Source organism: Methanosalsum natronophilum (assembly GCF_024808815.1).
GTDB classification, from domain to species: Archaea; Halobacteriota; Methanosarcinia; order Methanosarcinales; family Methanosarcinaceae; genus Methanosalsum; species Methanosalsum natronophilum.
This window is the reverse complement of sequence record NZ_JANUCS010000001.1, coordinates 187,008-204,267: the sequence shown is the minus strand read 5'-3', so window position 1 is coordinate 204,267 and position 17,260 is coordinate 187,008. Positions and strand designations below refer to the sequence as shown.

At 34.0% G+C, this 17,260-nt stretch carries 15 protein-coding genes; 5 read left to right on the top strand and 10 right to left on the bottom strand.

Annotated features, from left to right (window positions below; translation table 11 throughout):
* The first annotated feature begins 48 nt into the window (after positions 1-48).
* Positions 49-1,200, top strand: coding sequence for a phenylacetate--CoA ligase family protein (locus J2T59_RS01040; RefSeq protein ID WP_259133194.1), 1,152 nt, complete (start codon positions 49-51; stop codon positions 1,198-1,200).
* 397 nt (positions 1,201-1,597) lie between these two features.
* Here J2T59_RS01040 and J2T59_RS01035 read toward each other — a convergent pair whose 3' ends face one another.
* The 4 genes from J2T59_RS01035 to J2T59_RS01020 all read right to left on the bottom strand — a co-directional run bounded on the left by J2T59_RS01035 (position 1,598) and on the right by J2T59_RS01020 (position 5,592).
* The gene (locus tag J2T59_RS01035; RefSeq protein WP_259133193.1) at positions 1,598-2,263 is read right to left on the bottom strand and encodes a cobalamin B12-binding domain-containing protein; all 666 of its coding nucleotides are present in this window, start codon (positions 2,261-2,263) and stop codon (positions 1,598-1,600) included.
* 380 nt (positions 2,264-2,643) lie between these two features.
* Complete coding sequence (locus J2T59_RS01030; protein WP_259133192.1) at positions 2,644-3,426, bottom strand: helix-turn-helix transcriptional regulator; 783 nt, start codon at positions 3,424-3,426, stop codon at positions 2,644-2,646.
* A gap of 53 nt (positions 3,427-3,479) precedes the next feature.
* The gene (locus J2T59_RS01025; protein WP_259133191.1) at positions 3,480-5,126 is read right to left on the bottom strand and encodes a sensor histidine kinase; all 1,647 of its coding nucleotides are present in this window, start codon (positions 5,124-5,126) and stop codon (positions 3,480-3,482) included.
* A gap of 151 nt (positions 5,127-5,277) precedes the next feature.
* On the bottom strand, positions 5,278-5,592 hold the full coding sequence (locus tag J2T59_RS01020) for a hypothetical protein (RefSeq protein ID WP_259133190.1): 315 nt from the start codon (positions 5,590-5,592) through the stop codon (positions 5,278-5,280).
* A 210-nt stretch (positions 5,593-5,802) separates the two neighbouring features.
* On the opposite strand from J2T59_RS01020, the gene J2T59_RS01015 reads away from it, so the two are divergent.
* The 4 genes from J2T59_RS01015 to J2T59_RS01000 all read left to right on the top strand — a co-directional run bounded on the left by J2T59_RS01015 (position 5,803) and on the right by J2T59_RS01000 (position 11,132).
* Positions 5,803-7,971, top strand: a complete 2,169-nt coding sequence (locus J2T59_RS01015) for an oxidoreductase (protein ID WP_259133188.1) — start codon at positions 5,803-5,805, stop codon at positions 7,969-7,971.
* A 72-nt stretch (positions 7,972-8,043) separates the two neighbouring features.
* Positions 8,044-8,850 (top strand): hypothetical protein, encoded by an 807-nt coding sequence (locus J2T59_RS01010; RefSeq protein WP_259133186.1) that lies wholly within the window; start codon positions 8,044-8,046, stop codon positions 8,848-8,850.
* Positions 8,851-8,887: 37 nt separating this feature from the next.
* Positions 8,888-10,297, top strand: a complete 1,410-nt coding sequence (locus J2T59_RS01005) for an aldehyde dehydrogenase family protein (RefSeq protein ID WP_259133183.1) — start codon at positions 8,888-8,890, stop codon at positions 10,295-10,297.
* A 28-nt stretch (positions 10,298-10,325) separates the two neighbouring features.
* Positions 10,326-11,132 (top strand): SDR family NAD(P)-dependent oxidoreductase, encoded by an 807-nt coding sequence (locus tag J2T59_RS01000; protein WP_259133181.1) that lies wholly within the window; start codon positions 10,326-10,328, stop codon positions 11,130-11,132.
* A 9-nt stretch (positions 11,133-11,141) separates the two neighbouring features.
* On the opposite strand, the gene J2T59_RS00995 is transcribed toward J2T59_RS01000, so the two are convergent.
* From J2T59_RS00995 to gatA, 6 genes are all read right to left on the bottom strand, one after another.
* On the bottom strand, positions 11,142-11,465 hold the full coding sequence (locus tag J2T59_RS00995; protein WP_259133179.1) for a phasin family protein: 324 nt from the start codon (positions 11,463-11,465) through the stop codon (positions 11,142-11,144).
* A 125-nt stretch (positions 11,466-11,590) separates the two neighbouring features.
* The gene (locus J2T59_RS00990) at positions 11,591-13,285 is read right to left on the bottom strand and encodes an ATP-binding cassette domain-containing protein (RefSeq protein WP_259133177.1); all 1,695 of its coding nucleotides are present in this window, start codon (positions 13,283-13,285) and stop codon (positions 11,591-11,593) included.
* Positions 13,286-13,389: 104 nt separating this feature from the next.
* Positions 13,390-14,136, bottom strand: coding sequence for a phosphoglycerol geranylgeranyltransferase (locus J2T59_RS00985; protein WP_259133175.1), 747 nt, complete (start codon positions 14,134-14,136; stop codon positions 13,390-13,392).
* 8 nt (positions 14,137-14,144) lie between these two features.
* Positions 14,145-14,291 carry a 50S ribosomal protein L40e gene (locus J2T59_RS00980; RefSeq protein ID WP_259133173.1) on the bottom strand — a complete coding sequence of 49 codons (147 nt, stop codon included), beginning with the start codon at positions 14,289-14,291 and terminating at the stop codon, positions 14,145-14,147.
* Positions 14,292-14,405: 114 nt separating this feature from the next.
* The gene (gatB, locus tag J2T59_RS00975) at positions 14,406-15,824 is read right to left on the bottom strand and encodes an Asp-tRNA(Asn)/Glu-tRNA(Gln) amidotransferase subunit GatB (protein ID WP_259133172.1); all 1,419 of its coding nucleotides are present in this window, start codon (positions 15,822-15,824) and stop codon (positions 14,406-14,408) included.
* On the bottom strand, positions 15,825-17,252 hold the full coding sequence (gatA, locus tag J2T59_RS00970; RefSeq protein WP_259133169.1) for an Asp-tRNA(Asn)/Glu-tRNA(Gln) amidotransferase subunit GatA: 1,428 nt from the start codon (positions 17,250-17,252) through the stop codon (positions 15,825-15,827).
* Positions 17,253-17,260: the final 8 nt, after the last annotated feature.

Below are 17,260 nucleotides of genomic sequence, written 5' to 3'. Positions count from 1 at the left end.
TGTTAAATTTGATTTCAAAATTAGTTAGTTTATTTGGAGGTATATCTTATGGGTTTATCTGAAAGGATTAGTAACTTTGTTAAATTAAATGTAGCTAAAAGAAAACTAAAATCAAGGGATATTGACTCTTCTAAAGGCAACCCGCTAGAAATGTGGGGTTTGCTCAAAATCAAGAAAGAGATAGCTGCAAATGAAGAACTGAGTTATCTTGGAAAGGATTATGGCCTGAAAAGAGATGATATAAAAGAGTATAAACTTTATAAATTCAAACAATTATTAGATTATGTGTCAAAAAACAGTCCTTATTATCAAGAACTATTTGAAAAAGAAGGGATAAAGTCAACTAATATTAAGAGCATGTCCGACATATCTAAGGTTCCTTTGACGACACATGAACAACTAATACAGAATCCATATCACTTTTTGTGTGTATCTAGGAGAGAAATAGCAAGAGAATTTACTACTTCAGGAACTACAACTACTGAAACAGCTGACTTGAAAAAGCGAATTTCTTATACACAGGATGAATTGCTAGATATTGTTGATTCAGTTATATCTGGACTAAAAATGGCGGGAATGGATTCTGAAAAAGATATGCTTCAAATAATGTACCCTACTCTAACAGCTACATGGGATCCAGGATTAGTTCTTAGCAAAGCATGTGATCTAGCAGGCTTCAAGTCTGTGATTAATGACTCTTCTGATATAAATGACCAGATTAATACAATGGTCAATTCAGGAACTACTTTTATTATAGGAAAATCTTCTTTTATATATGACCTTTCCAAATCAGCTTCAAATCTGGATAAACTGAGAAGCCTTGGAATAAAGAATATAATTTGTTCATCTGAGCCATTAACCGAGGAAATGAAAGAAGTTATCGAAGATGCATGGGGTTGTACAGCAGTAAGACAGTGGGGTATGACTGAACTTGGGCTAGCTAATGCTATTGAGTGTACAGAACAAAATGGAATGCATGTAAATAATCCTGACTTCTTAGTAGAAGTTGTAGATCCAGATACTGGACAAGTACTTCCAGAGGGATCAGAAGGTGAGCTCGTGTTTACTACACTTAATAGAAGATGTATGCCACTTGTAAGGTATCGCACCAAAGATTTAGGTGTTCTGCTAGATGAACCATGTGATTGTGGAACTACATTAGATCAAAGGATTAAAAATGTTAGAAGAATGGAAAACTAATATTTTTTAGTTATTCCAATATTCTGAGAGTAGGCTCAATAATAATATCTAGTTTGATTAATTTATCAGGCAAGTATAAACAGCCTGAACAATTAATTTCATATTTTATGATATTGTTAAGCTCAACCTTCAATAATATGCTTCGTATATTTGGATAGCTCTTTACTTTTTTAAGCAATGCAAAGTTACAAAATCAATCAGGTTAAGATACTGTCAGTATTAATTTTTGAATATCTTCTACAAAAACTAAATACAACTTTAGCTGGCTAAACAATAGTCAAATAATAACTAAATTAAGTTTAAAAAAATAGTACAAAAACATCCAAATTTCTAAAATAAAAAAAAAAGATAGCAGAATATATTACTTTTTAATATATTCTACTTTATTTAAACTAATTCATCCCCATCTGGAGGAATCAAGTTCTTTAACTGCTTCTTTTGCCCACTTAGCAGCTCCCATAGCATCAGCTTTATATTCATCTGCTCCAATATCTTTAGCGAAAGCTTCAGTGACAGGGGCACCACCAACAACTATTTTTACTTTATCTCTAAGACCTTTGCTTGCAATATCTTTAACAGTATTTTCCATGTTATCCATGGTTGATGTCATCAATGTGCTTATTGAAACTACATCTGCTTTGTTTTTCTCAACAGCATCAGCAAATTCAGGAACAGGCACATCTTTACCAAGATCAATAACATCGAAACCGACAGCTGACATCATTGTTTTAACTAAGTTCTTTCCAATATCGTGGACGTCTCCCTCAGCGGTACCAATTACCAAAACAGCAGCTTTTTCAGCACCTTCCATTTTTAGATGAGGTGTAAGTACATCCATTCCTGCATACATGGCATTGGATGACATTAAAAGGTGTGGCATAAAGACTTCTCCATCCTCATACTTTTGGCTCATAATTTCCATACCATTAGCTAGACCATTTACAATTGCTTTATATGGGTCAATTCCAGCTTCCAGTGCTTTTTCAGACAGCTCTGTTGCTTGATCTTTTTTACCGTTTACTACTGCGTCTGTGAGACCACTGAGTATTTCTTTTTCGTCCATAATTTTCCTCCAGAATTTATTTTTAGTATAATCTTGTAAGGAATGGATTGAAATCAAATTCTAACCATTCTCAACAATCTGTTCAGTATTCTGTTGTTATTTTTGTCAATATAACAAATACATAATTTGTATTCATTGACTGTTAATCAATATCTGGTTAGAGATATATATAATAACTTGTGGTAATTGGTCAAAGTTATTTATATTATCAACAATGAATGGTTGTTTCTTAACATAATTATTATCTAGATAAGACAGTAAAACCATAACGTAAAATAAATCAATCTCATTGATAATATCAAGGATAAATCTAAATACTCATTCTTCAACTATTATTTAAAAAGAAAAAACAATGCAAGAATTAAAGTTATAAAGTTGTTTTACTTGACCGGTGTTGCTCGCTCTTTATAGTAGTTAAAGAGTTCTTGGCCCCAAAGTCTTGCACTTTCATCAAAGCTCATAACTTTTTTATGGTCAAAAACACCATCTTTATTGAAAAAAGCAATTAGCATCATATCGTCTGTAACAGAAAGAGCACCAAGTTTTATTGCAGTATCATCACAAATATAGATATTTGAGTTTTCATTCTCGATCATAGCATTATGTTCTTCTGTATACTCTTCTTCTAGACGCTCATATACGGGTTTTGTTAATATAAGCTCGAAATTTGTTTCTTTTTTTGCTAACTCGGAATAATTTTTAGGGCAGGATGGGCAAAAGTATGAGTATAATGTACTAACATTTTGTGATTGATATAAACTGGTTAATAGCTCTTGTGGTGGCTCGAACAAGTGGTTAAGGTCGGGTTCATAAACTATAACATCACCTAACTCTCCAATCCTATCAAGTAGATGTTCAGGTATTGGTCCTAAGTCTCTATTTTGCCAAAAATCCTTATGTTCTTCTAAGACATTTAGAGTTTTGATTAATGGCTTCATCTTCTTTACTATAATCTCGCCAATATAACTTAACCTATACTCATAATCTTCGTTCTCTATCAAGCCCTGTTCGAGAAGTATTTTGATTTGAGTCATAATTGCACTAGAGGTACCAGTAAGACATTTTTTAATTTCATCTACTGTAGTGGGTCCATCCATTAACATCAAAAGAATGGCCTTTCTTTTTTCAGAAAGAAACACTGTGCCTATTAGTTCAGTTTTCATATTAGCTAATCCTTTATGTGTGATAGATATATAAATTATTTCTCTTAGTCAACTTAAAATTTAGGAAGTTTTATTTTGACCAAGGTTCCTTTTCCTTTATTGCTTTCAACCCAAATTTTACCTTTATGTGCTTCAATGATATTTTTAGCTATATAATAATTAGATTTCAATTCTTCATAGACTTCATACCACGAGGTGTCAAATACAATGTCATTGAATTGGTGAAATCGCATGAATAAACTAGATGCAAGTGGTTCAGGTATACCTACACCATTATCTTTGACCTCAAAGTATACATAATTCCCATATTCTGAAACTTTAATATCTATATTCCCTGCGATTGGTGTAAAATGAATTGAGCTAAAAATTATTCTTGTTAAAGCATCAGTAAACTTTTCTTTATCAACCCTCAACTTAGAAATATTTTTAGGGATATACTGTTCAATAGTTATATTTTTTTCATCGATGTTTAGTATAATGTTTAGTACAGCATCATTGATAAGTTCTTCAGGGTTCTCGTAAGTCATATAATAAGTGATCTTTCCAGCACTCTCAGCACTCATATATACCATTGAATCAATAATACTTTTCAATTTTTCTGAGCTTCTTATCAAATCTTGCATTACTTGGCTTTGCTGTTCATTTATCGAATTTATAGCTTCATGATCAAAGATTGATGTATGTCGGTCACTTATTTGTGAAGAACCAATCGAATCGAATAACTCCTTTTTTATACTCTGAATAGACTTTAATTCATTGTTAGCCTTCTCAAAATCTTTAGAGAAAATCATAAGTGAATCTTCAAGTTCTTTTCTCTGAATTATTTTCCACATACCTTCAATTAAGAGTCTCAAATGACGAACATCATTTGTATCATAATCTTCTTCTTTATTTCCCACACCTACCAAAGCAACTATTTTTGATCCATCGAATATTGGGACGTTCATATGTCTTTTAATTGATACATGCCCTTCTGGGTAACCCTTTCTTGTTTCGCATGCCTCGTAATCGTTTGTGATAATGGGCTTTCGCCGTCTTATAGCATCTCCCCACAAACCAGTATTCTCTACATCATATAATCTTTGCTTAGTATTAACTCCACATTCTGACATTGCTTTTTTAGACCAAGCATGCATTGTGAGAACAGTTTCGGAAGAATTTAAAAATGCAATGTATCCGATTTTACTTTTAGTGAGTTTTATACCTTCTTCTAAGGAAAAATCAATTATCTCACTCACACTATAACCGGTCATCTTGTTAAGCTTGAGAAGTGTTTCTAATCTATTCTCATTTAAAAGTAGCTCTTCCTCATGCTTTTTTCTTTCAGTTATGTCAAGGATGATTCCTTGGAAGTGTGTTATTTTACCATTACTGTCTTTTCTTATAAGAGTACGTTCGTCAACCCAACGTGTTTCACCAAATTTTGTGATAATACGGTATTCCTGAGTAAAACCTTTATATGTATTCTCGCTACAATACCGATTAAGTTGTTTTTTCAACCTAGGCAGGTCATCTGGATGAACAATGTCCCCATATTTCAGTTTACCTTCTATAAATTCCTCTTTTTCATAGCCAAATTGAAGGATATTGTCAGAAACGAATTCTACGGGCCAATTATCTTTAGCCTCCCATAAAAAAATTACAGCTGGGCTACTATTAACAATGATATCCGTTTCATCATTAAATTGTGAGGTTTTCATTTTCTAATCTCAGCTAATTGGTTGATTACTTATTTATCAAATAATTTTCAGGTATATTTCATGTCATACTGAAAATAACAAACACATTATGAGCTAATTTAATTACAACGTAGTTTTTGACTAAATCTGATGTTATATTTATTGAGGCTTTTTACCTACCAGGCCGTTCACCAAATGTATTATGATAGTTGTTTATTAAAGACTCTAAGTAAGTTGAAGTTCTCCTAGACTTTGCTTTGTTCATGAAATCCGTTAATGGGAACTCAGTATCACATCGAATACAACGCGCAAATTCACATCCATTAACTGCATGGATACATCCTGTGCAGAGTTTAGCTCTTGAGTAGAATAGGTTAAATGATTGTCCACATTCAGGACAGGTTACTTGCCTACTAGCATCAAATAGATCTTTTGGTACGCCTCGCCTTTTTAGTTCACTGTTGTAACGTTCATCTCTCTCTGACATGTGTAAAAATAAGCTTATAGCCTACTTAAACCTTTTGAACCATACATGTTATTTTAACCTAGTTATAAAAAATAAAAAAGTATACGGATTTGTATGATTAGAATATCCTCAAATTTATTTCTTAAATGATAAAATCTATAAAACAATAGTTAAATCAATGTTTTGTTCTGTAAAATTAAGCATCTTTAATATTAAGAGAAGGTTAGATAGATGGAATTTGATAACCTGTTTGAATCAGGCCAGATTGGTAGTTGTAAACTAAATAATAGAATAATCATGGCGCCTATTGGCAATATTAATATGGTGGATTCCAATGGCCGTCCTACAAATAAAATGATTGAATTTTTTAGGGAAAGAGCAAAAGGTGGTTGTGGGCTACTAATTACTGGTTTGGTTCCTGTATCTTATGGAGTGGATCCAACACTCTTAGAAGATAATAACACGACATATTTTCCAAGAATTGATGGTACTTCACGAACCAGACTTAGTGGTTGGCAAGATCTTACATCGAGTGTGAGACCATATGGATCCAAGATATTTATACAATTATCAGCAGGTCTTGGTCGCGTTGGCTCACCAGAACCAGCTTTGAAAGGTAAACTATTAAAATCTGCATCTTGGAATAGGAATTTTTACGTTCCTCAAGTTCCTCATTTACCATTATCTAATCGAGATATTAAGAAAATAGTGAAGAGTTTTGGGCAGTGTGCTATTAATGCAAAGATCTCAGGTTTTGATGGGGTTCAACTACATGGACATGAAGGTTATTTGATGGATCAGTTAACATCAAATCCATGGAATAGAAGAATATTTGGTCGATATAAGGATAAATTCAGATTTGCATTAGATGTAGTTAAAGAGATTAAAAGTAGGTGTGGCACTGACTTTCCTATAATTTATCGATTAGACTTGACACAAGCTATAAGGGAAACGTACGGTGAAAGTATATTCAAAGATATTTTTAAAGGTAAAGAAAGAAGTATAGAGGAAGGTTTACAATTTTGTAAGGCTTTAAATGAAGCTGGGGTGGATGCGTTTGATGTTGATAAAGGATGTTATGAAAATTGGTTTTGGCCACATTTACCCTCTTATTTCGATGATGCAGTTTATGTGGAAGAAATTGCGGGTAGATTAAAGCAATTTTTTGTTTCGGAAGGTATTAATGTACCTGTTGTTGCAGTAGGTAAACTTGGAAAACCTGAAGTTGCTTCATATGTATTAAATAAAAATTGGGCAGATTTTATTATGCTGGGCCGTCCTTTGTTAGCTGATCCATATTGGCCTAATAAAGTAAAAACAGGTGATGTTAAAGACATAATTCATTGTATAGGCGATAATGAAGGTTGCATCGAATCTTTTAAGAAAGGAGGACATCCCTGTTGTTCTGTGAATCCATATATGGGCTTTGAAGATGTTAAGGAAATAAAGAACGCTGAAATTAAAAAAAGGGTATGTATTGTTGGCGCAGGCCCAGCGGGCTGTGAAGCTGCACTCACAGCACACAAAAGAAGCCACAATGTAACACTTTTCGAAAAAAGCTCTGTAATTGGTGGTCAACTATATTTAGGTAGTAAGATGGAGATGAAGCATGACCTTAAGAGGTACTTGGATAATATTAATCATAAAATTGAGCGAGCCAATGAGCAAGGTTTGACCCTTGTATTCAATAAAGAAGCAACATTAGGTGATATAAAGGATCAATTCGATGTGATTATTTGCTGTAACGGTTTAAAAGAAAACATCCCTCACATAAATGGCCTTGATAAGATCGATCACATTGGTGCAAGACAATTCATTTCAAATGGTATGAAAGTACCACCTAATAAAAAAAATATACTTATTGTTGGGGGTGGTAATGTAGGATGCGAACTTGCTTACATAGTAGCAAAAAACAAGTCTTATAATGTAACAATAGTTAGTAAAAACAAGAATTTAATGCCAAATACAACTATGGCTAATCGCAACCAGATGTTATGGTTGCTCATGGGAAAAGGTTCAACTAATGGAAATAAAAAGGATAGTTTAGATCAAGCAGTAAAGGCATATACTGCTTCAAAAATCATTGGTTTTTCAGAGAATCAAGTCTATATATTTTCTAATAAAGATCGCAAGGACCCCTATATTCCTTGGATGTCATTAATTCCTGAAAATGTGAATAATCCTTTTGAGAAAAAGTTAAATCCGGAAAAAGTCGAACATTTGAATTTTGATGTCGATTATGTTATTTTTGCAACTACTGGAGTACCTGATGATGGTTTGTATCAGGAGTTGAAAAATGCTCAGGCTGCACGTGAGATATACCAAGTTGGTGATGCTAAAGAAATTGGTTTAGTATGGGGAGCTGTAAGTTCGGCAAATGAAATTGCAAGGAATATATGACAATTATTGTACCTGTACAACTAAAGATGAAAATGAAAAGATTATAAAAGGATAAATGTGCTATTAGGGAGCATGACAAATATTGATACACTGATTCATTCACTCATTGGTCAAATAGATAAGAAAAGTAAAATTGTAATAAACAATTTCTTGTATTTTACAGTGTTCATGCTCTTGTCTATCTATGGTGTGTTATTTTTTTATGAACTAACTGAGATCGAAATAATTCCTTTCCTTTACTTGTCTATAATCTGGTTTATTTTCTGGAAAAACAGTGAGTTTAGGGGTAAGCTCTTTCTCTTTATCGCATCAGTATTTGGTTATATACATGAACTTATAGGGGTTCATTTTGAGTATTTTATATATTTAGGTGGAGTAATTGGTGGTGTTCCTATCTGGATACTTCCAGGCTATGGTGCAATATTCTGGTCATCCTATAATTTATGGAGGACATTCGAAGAAAATTACTCTAATAGACATTGGTTCAATCAAACTAATTTTGTTATATTGATTGCTTTCTTATTACTGATACTCGTAGATTATTTATATTTTGATCTATCAGCCAACCTACTTCCAATAATAGCTAAATTTGGTCTTGCAGTACTTCTATTTAAATCAATTAGAGGATATAGATTGGTTGCTTTTGTAGGTTTCTTCACAGTTTTAACAGAGTTTTCGGGAGAAACTATAGGTACTTGGTATCACCCTGAGTTTTCCTTCTTTTCGCTTATGGCAGGATATATATTTTTGTTGTGGATATGCTTGACATTAAATGACCTATTCAAACATAAGAAGGATTGGGGGAAAATCGAAGCCTTTGCAGCAATTAGCTTATCGATTTTCTACATCTTTTCAATGCTTGGATTTGTAGCCGTATGACGAATAATTAACTATTATTAATATGTGGTAAAGTATTATGGCCAATGATATAGATGCTTTATTTAATCAGCAAAAAGAAAATCAGAATAATATAAAGAATTCTGATTCTGGGCAAAGGATACAAAAACTTGAACTAATTGAGAATTATCTAAACAATGAAAAAAATTTAGATCAACTCTACCATGCAATGTATACGGATCTAAAAAAACCTAAAGCTGAGATTTTGATTAGTGAAACAGGTATCATACATGCACATTTATCATTTGTAAAAAAAAATCTTAAGAAATGGATGAAGCCTGAAAAAGTATCTAGGCCATTGTCTTTACTTGGAACCAAATCCTATATTCATTATGAGCCGAAAGGAATAACATTAATAATATCTCCTTGGAACTATCCGCTAAATTTGAGTATAGTTCCTCTTATATATGCTCTTTCTGCAGGAAATTCAATTGTTCTAAAACCTAGTGAAATTTCATCTAGCACGTCAAGATTTATTAAAAAAATGATTACTGACCTGTTTGATGAAAAGGAGGTTGCTGTTGTGGAGGGAGGGTCTAATATTGCACAGGAGCTTCTGAGCAAACCATTTGACCATATATTTTTCACAGGTAGCCCTCAAATAGGCAAAATTGTGATGTCAGAAGCGGCAAAGAACTTGTCAAGTGTAACATTGGAACTTGGTGGCAAATCCCCTTCCATAATTGACGAAACAGCGGACCTCTCTGGGATTTCTGAGAAATGCACATGGGCAAAATTCATAAACACTGGTCAATCATGTATTGCCCCCGATTACCTGATCTTAAAAGATGTAGTATATAATGATTTTCTGGAAAATATGATATATTCAATAGAAAAACTCTATTCTGCCCAAGAAAATATCAAGATGTCATCAGATTATGGTAGAATAATCAATGAAAAACATTTCAAGAGACTTGAATCAATGTTTAATGATGCTTTAGAAAAAGGAGCACATGTAGTTTATGGAGGAGAGTTTGATGAATCTTCCTTGTATATTTCTCCCACAATATTAGATAACGTTGCAGAAGATATGGAAATTATGAACGATGAGATATTCGGGCCAATTCTTCCTGTTATTAAATATTCATCAACCTCAGAAGCCTGTGATATTGTTTCTAGAAGACCAAAACCACTTACCATGTATATTGCAAGTAAAGATAAAAAGAATATTAACTATTTAATAAACCACACTACTGCCGGGGGATCTGTAATCAATGATTATATGTTGGGGTATAGTAATCCAAATTTACCATTTGGTGGTGTAAACAATAGTGGTATAGGTAAATCTTTTGGATTCCATGGATTTGTTGAATTTTCTAATCAGAGGAGTATTATCCACAGGAAGTGGGGAAATTTGAATTTGATATATCCTCCATATTCTGAAAAAAAACTTGAGAAACTTAAAGAAATACATAAATGGTTTTCTTGAACATACAAATACTATGTAGGTAAAGCAGATGGGGAAGTTTGACTCAGGTACTATATTAATCACAGGTGGCTCACAAGGAATTGGGTTTGGGCTTGCTAGAAAATATGCATATGAAGGTCATGATATTTTGCTGGTATCAATTTCAAGGGAAGAATTAGATACTGCATATAGGTTGTTGGTAAATGAAGGTGTGAACACTAAGATCCATACATTGGAAATGGATTTATCCAAAAAAGGATCAGCATTAGAAGTTTACAAATATACTAAGGAGAACAACCTTAAAGTAAATGTTTTAATAAACTGTGCAGGATTTGGTACCTATGGCTTTTTAAAAGATATTGATAAAGATATTGAGTTGAATATGCTATACTTACATATATGCAGTGTCTATGAGTTAACGCGTCTTTTTCTTAAAGACATGCTTAAACAAGACTATGGCTATATCATAAACTTTTCTTCAATCACTGCTTTTCAGCCAAATCCTTTAATGGCAACGTATGGTGCAAGTAAAAGTTTTATTCTCCAATTTAGTCGTGCAGTTTCTTATGAGCTTAAGGAAATTGGCTCAAATGTAAAAATGACTGTAGTATGTCCATCTGCAGTGAGTGGAACTAACTTTGAAATCAAGGCGTGTATGAAGAATACACACAGTTTCAACTCTTGGTTAACTCTTGATGTTAATTCAGTTGTAGAGCAAACTTATAATGGGATTAAAAAAGGAAATGAAATAATAATTCCAGGTAGGGGTTTTGCTATAATTAATTCGGTTTTAAGCATTTTACCTGCTAAATGGAGATCTAAAATAGCTTATTACTATTTAATGGAAAAGGTTTAACTATCAGTATCACCAAGCGTTCTCTTCATTCTCCATTTCTTCTTTTTGAGCATTTTCTAATTTTTCTACTCTTGAAGCCAATTTTTTAAGATCTTCTTTTGTAGCAAGATTTGTTTGCTCTATCATTTGGTTTACTCGCTCATTGATTTTAGCTTCAATATGTTCTTTTTGTCTTTGCCTTTCATCAATGATCTCTTGAAATACCATACGCCCCTCTTCACGTGACATTTCTCCTTTTTCCACAAGTTCTTTTACCAGCTCATTGACTTTTTCTTCAGTTAGAGCCCATGCACCAATCCCCATAAGACCTAGTTTTCGGATAGTTTCACGCATTTATATCACCACTTCTATTTTGTTTTTAAAGATTAAATAATTTTTGTGATTTAAAGAAACAAGTGGACTATTTTGACTAACCATTAGACAGCACAAAAATCAGAGAATGTTGAGAATTTAAAATTCTAGTTTAGGTATTTTACATTACTTCTATCTATGAAATCTTGACAGACATCACTTGGTTTACCGTCATTTGCAATTTCACCATCAAGTATCAAGATAGCTCTATTTGCCGCTTCTTTCACAAAGTCAATGTGATGGCTGACAAATATAATAGTTGTACCAAAATCTTTGTTGATTGATTTTAGTGCATTAGTTACATCTCTTAGCGTAACTGGGTCCAAATCTCCAAAAGGCTCATCAAGGAATAAAATATCTGGATATGTTGCTAGTGCTGTAGCTATATAAGCTCTCACATGTTCTCCGCCACTTATATGGTGTGGTTTTTTGTCTAAAATTTCTAGAGGTAGGTTTAAAGACTCAAAAATCGGGATTGAATAGTTTTCAAGGTCTGTGTTTGTTATTTTTGGGAAAAGCTTTGAGTAAATATCATCTGAAAGATTCAGTTGGTGCATTTTCATAGCTCTTTCATTTTCACTCATATCTGGTAGGCGGTAGATAGTATCTAGAAGTTCTTCTGAAATGTTTAATTCACTTGCCTTCATTTGAGCATATTCTAAAGAACCTCTTTTTTTCATGCTTAATTTGAACCCAATTTGTTCTCTAATAGTTGAATGTGGAGATAGTGAGAATTCTTGGTGCATAATACTGATTTTTTGGCGTAGCTCCATTCTCCTCCTACTAAACTTGGTAATTTCTATCCAGTCGCCGTCTAAGTTATAACAGACATTACCTGTTTTTGGCTCAAGTAGTCCTTCTATTATTTTCATTAAAGTGGTCTTTCCCGTACCAGATGGACCAATTAATGATACAATTTCACCTTTTTTTATTTTCAAGGACAAGTTTTGAATATTCAAAACTTCTCCAACTCTTAAAAGAACAAGCCTTTTAGAGATATTGTTTACATTTATGCATTCAGTTTTGCTTTCATTAACTTTAAAATCTAAACGGGGCTTCAAATCTTTGTTATAATTTTTGAGAACAGATTCAGGCAAACCATCATCAACTAGCTTTCCATCTTCAATAAATACTAATCTGTCAGAGAGATACATGTGGACTTCCGGTAAATGAGAAACAACAATTATTGGAATATTTAGTTTTAACTTCAACTCTTTTAAAACATCTAAAACCTGTTGTTTTGTTTCCGGACCAGTCATTGTTACAGGTTCATCAAGAAGTAATAAAGATGGCCTTGAAGCAAGCTGTCTTGCAATAATTAGTCTTTGTTTTTCACCACCACTTAAAGCACTTGATGAATGGAGCGCTTTCTGATCAAGCTTTACCATTTTTAAATATTTATAGGCTTCATTGTACATATCATCGTAGTAAGGTGAATCCTTCTCTGGTAAAGACTCATTTCCTGTTCGAATGTAACTGAGTTTTCTTATAACGTTTTCGATTGCAGGACCGTTCCAAAGTCCAAAACTACGTTGTAAATGAATTGCAGTGTTTTTTATCAGAAACTTTGACCCTTCTTTACCTGAACCACTATTGATGGATACACCATTGAGTTCTATTGTACCTTCATCTAAACTTTCAACACCACGGAGTACTTTTAATAATGTTGTTTTACCACTACCACTCTTACCTGTAATTCCAAGTATTTCTCCATCATCTACTTTAAATGAGATATTATCGAGAACTTTTTTATCAAAAGAATCAAGCTTGTAGAATTTAGTTATGTTATTTACTTTCAGCATAGCGCACCTCTTGGAATGAGATACATGAATTGAGTATTTGAGCTTTTACTTCTTAAAAAGCTGATATTGGTATGTAAAATTGATTTATGAATAAAAAGTAAACTTTATTGTTTGATAGCTTTTATTATTTCTTCGACCTTTGATTTGATATCACTAGTTTCTTCGACAATAGTTCCAGTAACTATCATATCTGCACCTGCCTCGGCACATTTTCCAGAATCAGCTGGAGATCGGATTCCACCACCAACAATTAATTTATTAGATGAACCTAATGCTTTTTTAGTTGCTGCTATCATTCTAGGTTTTATGGGTTCACTTGCACCTGAACCAGCTTCAAGGTATGTATAATGCATTCCAAGGTACTTTCCTGCGAGTGAATAAGCAACTGCAAGTTCTGGCTTGTTCTTTGGGATAAGTTTTGCGTCACCGACCCATCCAACTGTTCCACCTGGCTCTACTATCAGGTAAGCCATAGAAATAGCTTCAATACCATACTTGTAGACAAGCGGTGCACCAATCATTTGATTAGTTGCAACAAAATTGACATCACGAGAGTTCAATAAACTCATAAAAAAGATTGCATCAGCTTTTGGACTTATTCCATCAACGTTGCCTGGGAATAAGATTACAGGTTTAGCAACCTTTTGTTTTATTTGTTCAATTGTTTGGTCAAGTATAGTTCCGCCAGCGCCTGTAGAACCTCCGACCATAATTGCATCAGTTCCACCACTAACAGCTTCATGGGCAATATGACCTGCCTCTTCTGGGGTTTGTGAGGCAGGATCTATTAAAGTAAGATGAACAGTACCTTCATCTTCTACTATTTTATTGAGGTACTTTTCAACTTCCATTTATTGGATCAGCCTCTCACATCTTTTGATTTTGGTCTTAGCTGTTTGTATCCACATTTTCTGCATCTAGATGCACGAGAACCATTTCTTGCATTGCATCTCATGCATATTTTTTTGTTTAGGATTCTATTTTCAGCTTCTGGGAATCGTGCCATAGTCTTTCACCTTTGATAATTTGATAATTAAAATCATGTAAGTAATATCTGCCTCGCTACATACATCTTAACCAATATAACTGTTTTGATATCTCTACTTAAAATGTATTTTAGTTATTTGATTCGATTGGCAATGATGTCTCTGACTATCATTGGATCTGCTCTACCTCTAGTTTTTTTCATGACTTGTCCAACTAAAAAGTTCAAAGATTGCTCTTTTCCATTGAGGTAATCATTGATTGCATTCTTGTTTTCACCTAATACATCATCAACTGCTTGTTCAACTACATTGTCTTCTACTTTAACAAGTCCCTTTTTCTCAACAATTTCCATGCAATTGCCACCGGAATCTAATAATGTTCTGATAACTTCAACTGCGCTTCTATCAGTGATTTTGTTTTCCATGATCATAGTGACAAGCTGGACAATATCTTCAACCTTGCATGCATCTATTGTTAGATCACGATAATTGAGTTCTCCTTTCAAAACATCAGCAATCCAAGTTGCAGCTACTTTTGGATTAACCTCAGATGCTACTTCTTCGTAGAAATTAGCAATTTTTAGATTAGAGACTAAGGCTTTTGCATGCATATCTGAAATTGAATACTGACTTATTAGCCTTTCTTTTTTTGCATCTGGTAGTTCAGGTAGTTCTTGTAACAATTTTTCAGTTCTGTCTTTAACTCTTAGTGGTACAAGGTCAGGTTCTGGGAAGTATCGATAATCATGTTCTTCTTCTTTGCTTCTCATAGAAGTTGTCACACCACGCGCCTCATCAAAATGCCTGGTTTCCATTGTGACAATTTCACCACGTCTTAGAAGATTTTTTTGTCGCATTATTTCGTATAAAAGTGCTCTTTCAGCTCCTTTATGTGATGATATATTTTTGATTTCGGTTCTGTCTCCACCTTGTAGCGATATATTTGCATCTACCCTCATTGCACCTTCTAGATCACTATCGAAGACATCAAGGTATTCTAGTATATTTCTAAGTTTATCTAAGAATCTTCTAGCTTCTTTTGGACTTCTAATATCTGGTTCAGTTACAATTTCTAATAATGCCATACCCGACCGGTTATAATCTATAAGGGTACCCTTAGACTTATCAATGGATCCCATATGTATAAGTTTACCAGGGTCCTCTTCCATGTGAGCTCTCCTAATCCTTATAACCAGCTCGCCATCCTCACCTTCTATTGCAACCTTACCATTGCTAACAATGGGGTAATCGAATTGGCTTACTTGGTAACCTTTAGGAAGGTCTGGATAATAATAGTTCTTCCTATGGAATTGTGTTTGTTCTACTATTTCACAGTTTAAGGCCAATCCAACCTTCATGGCAGATTCAACAGCTTTTTGGTTTATTACTGGTAAAGCACCTGGTAATCCAAGACAAACAGGGCATACATGGGTATTAGGCGGTGAACTATGATACTGGGTCGAGCATCCACAGAACATCTTGGTTTTTAGTCTATTGAGCTGGACGTGTATTTCCAACCCAATCATAATCCCATCAGTATTACTATAGCTCATTTAGTTCACCCCATCAGGTCTTTTTCTATGGTGATTAGTATTCTGTTCAAAAGTATATGCACATCTTAATATCGAAGATTCATCAAAAGTATTTCCAATGATTTGCAATCCAACAGGCATTTTATCTGCAAAACCACAAGGTATAGACATTGAAGGAACGCCTGCAAGATTTACAGGTACATTATTAATATCAGTCATGTAGATGGACAATGGATCCTCGATTTTTTCACCTACTTTGAATGCAATATCAGCCATGGTGGGTCCCATCAAAACATCAACATCATTAAAAGCTCGATCAAAGTCATTTTTGACTAATGTTCGTACTTTTAAAGCTTTAACATAATATTTATCGTGGTAACCTGCTGATAATGCGTAAGTTCCAAGTAAAATCCTTCTTTTAACTTCGTCCCCAAACCCTTGTGCCCTTGTTTTGGATGCCATAACATGCCAGTTGTTTCCTTCGACCCGTAGCCCATATCTTGTACCATCAAACCTTGCTAGGTTAGATGAAGCGTCACTCATAGCAAGTATATAATATGCAGGCAATGCATATTTTGTGGTTGGCAATGATACTTCTTTCCAGATAGCACCTAAGTCTTCCATTTTATGTATTGCATCCCAGACTATTTTTTCTACCTTAGGATTAATTCCATCGGAAATAAGTTCAGTTGGTACACCAATTTTCATCCCTTCCGAATCGTTTATGATAGCATCTGAATAGTTTATGTCTCTTTTTATAGAAGTACTGTCACGGTTATCATACCCTGCTATAACATCCATGATATGTGCAATGTCCTCGACACAAGTTGCCATTGGTCCTATTTGTTCTAGCGAGTTAGAATAAGATATCAAACCGTACCTAGAGATGGTGCCATAAGTGGGCTTCATAGCAACCACTCCGCAATAAGATGCAGGCGATCTAACAGAACCGCCAGTATCAGATCCTAATGAAATAGGTGATTCTCCTGCAGCCAAAGCTGCTGCACTACCTCCGGAAGACCCTCCGGGGACTCTTGATGTGTCCCATGGATTAAAGGTAGTTCCGCCACAGCATGTTTCTGTCGATCCTCCCATTGCGAACTCATCCATATTGGTTTTACCAATTATAATTGCACCAGCTTCATAGAGCTTTTCAATAACATGTGCATTAAAAGGCGGAATATAATTCTCTAACATTCTCGAAGAACAAGTTGTGGGTATCCCTTTAGTAGAGATATTGTCTTTAATTGAGATGGGTACGCCTGCTAGCGGTAAATCACTTTGGTTCTTATCATAATATTTAGCATCTTCAATTGCTTTTTTATTTATGTTTGTAAAGGCATTGATTGAACTCTTTTCAATAGTATCAAGATATGAAGAAGTAACCTCTTCAGCTGACAAATTGTCGATTTTGTGTTTAGTATCTCTTATACTCATCCATTCTGGCATTTATTATC

Excerpts from the sequence above, each read along its gene's own strand:
- J2T59_RS00995 (WP_259133179.1), bottom strand. The coding sequence starts at position 11,465 with ATGCGTGAAACTATCCGAAAACTAGGTCTTATGGGGATTGGTGCATGG.
- J2T59_RS01040 (WP_259133194.1), top strand. The coding sequence starts at position 49 with ATGGGTTTATCTGAAAGGATTAGTAACTTTGTTAAATTAAATGTAGCT.
- gatA (WP_259133169.1), bottom strand. The coding sequence starts at position 17,252 with ATGCCAGAATGGATGAGTATAAGAGATACTAAACACAAAATCGACAAT.
- J2T59_RS01030 (WP_259133192.1), bottom strand. The coding sequence starts at position 3,426 with ATGAAAACTGAACTAATAGGCACAGTGTTTCTTTCTGAAAAAAGAAAG.
- gatB (WP_259133172.1), bottom strand. The coding sequence starts at position 15,824 with ATGAGCTATAGTAATACTGATGGGATTATGATTGGGTTGGAAATACAC.
- J2T59_RS01005 (WP_259133183.1), top strand. The coding sequence starts at position 8,888 with ATGGCCAATGATATAGATGCTTTATTTAATCAGCAAAAAGAAAATCAG.
- J2T59_RS01000 (WP_259133181.1), top strand. The coding sequence starts at position 10,326 with ATGGGGAAGTTTGACTCAGGTACTATATTAATCACAGGTGGCTCACAA.
- J2T59_RS01025 (WP_259133191.1), bottom strand. The coding sequence starts at position 5,126 with ATGAAAACCTCACAATTTAATGATGAAACGGATATCATTGTTAATAGT.
- J2T59_RS01015 (WP_259133188.1), top strand. The coding sequence starts at position 5,803 with ATGGAATTTGATAACCTGTTTGAATCAGGCCAGATTGGTAGTTGTAAA.
- J2T59_RS00980 (WP_259133173.1), bottom strand. The coding sequence starts at position 14,291 with ATGGCACGATTCCCAGAAGCTGAAAATAGAATCCTAAACAAAAAAATA.
- J2T59_RS01010 (WP_259133186.1), top strand. The coding sequence starts at position 8,044 with ATGACAAATATTGATACACTGATTCATTCACTCATTGGTCAAATAGAT.
- J2T59_RS01035 (WP_259133193.1), bottom strand. The coding sequence starts at position 2,263 with ATGGACGAAAAAGAAATACTCAGTGGTCTCACAGACGCAGTAGTAAAC.
- J2T59_RS01020 (WP_259133190.1), bottom strand. The coding sequence starts at position 5,592 with ATGTCAGAGAGAGATGAACGTTACAACAGTGAACTAAAAAGGCGAGGC.
- J2T59_RS00985 (WP_259133175.1), bottom strand. The coding sequence starts at position 14,136 with ATGGAAGTTGAAAAGTACCTCAATAAAATAGTAGAAGATGAAGGTACT.
- J2T59_RS00990 (WP_259133177.1), bottom strand. The coding sequence starts at position 13,285 with ATGCTGAAAGTAAATAACATAACTAAATTCTACAAGCTTGATTCTTTT.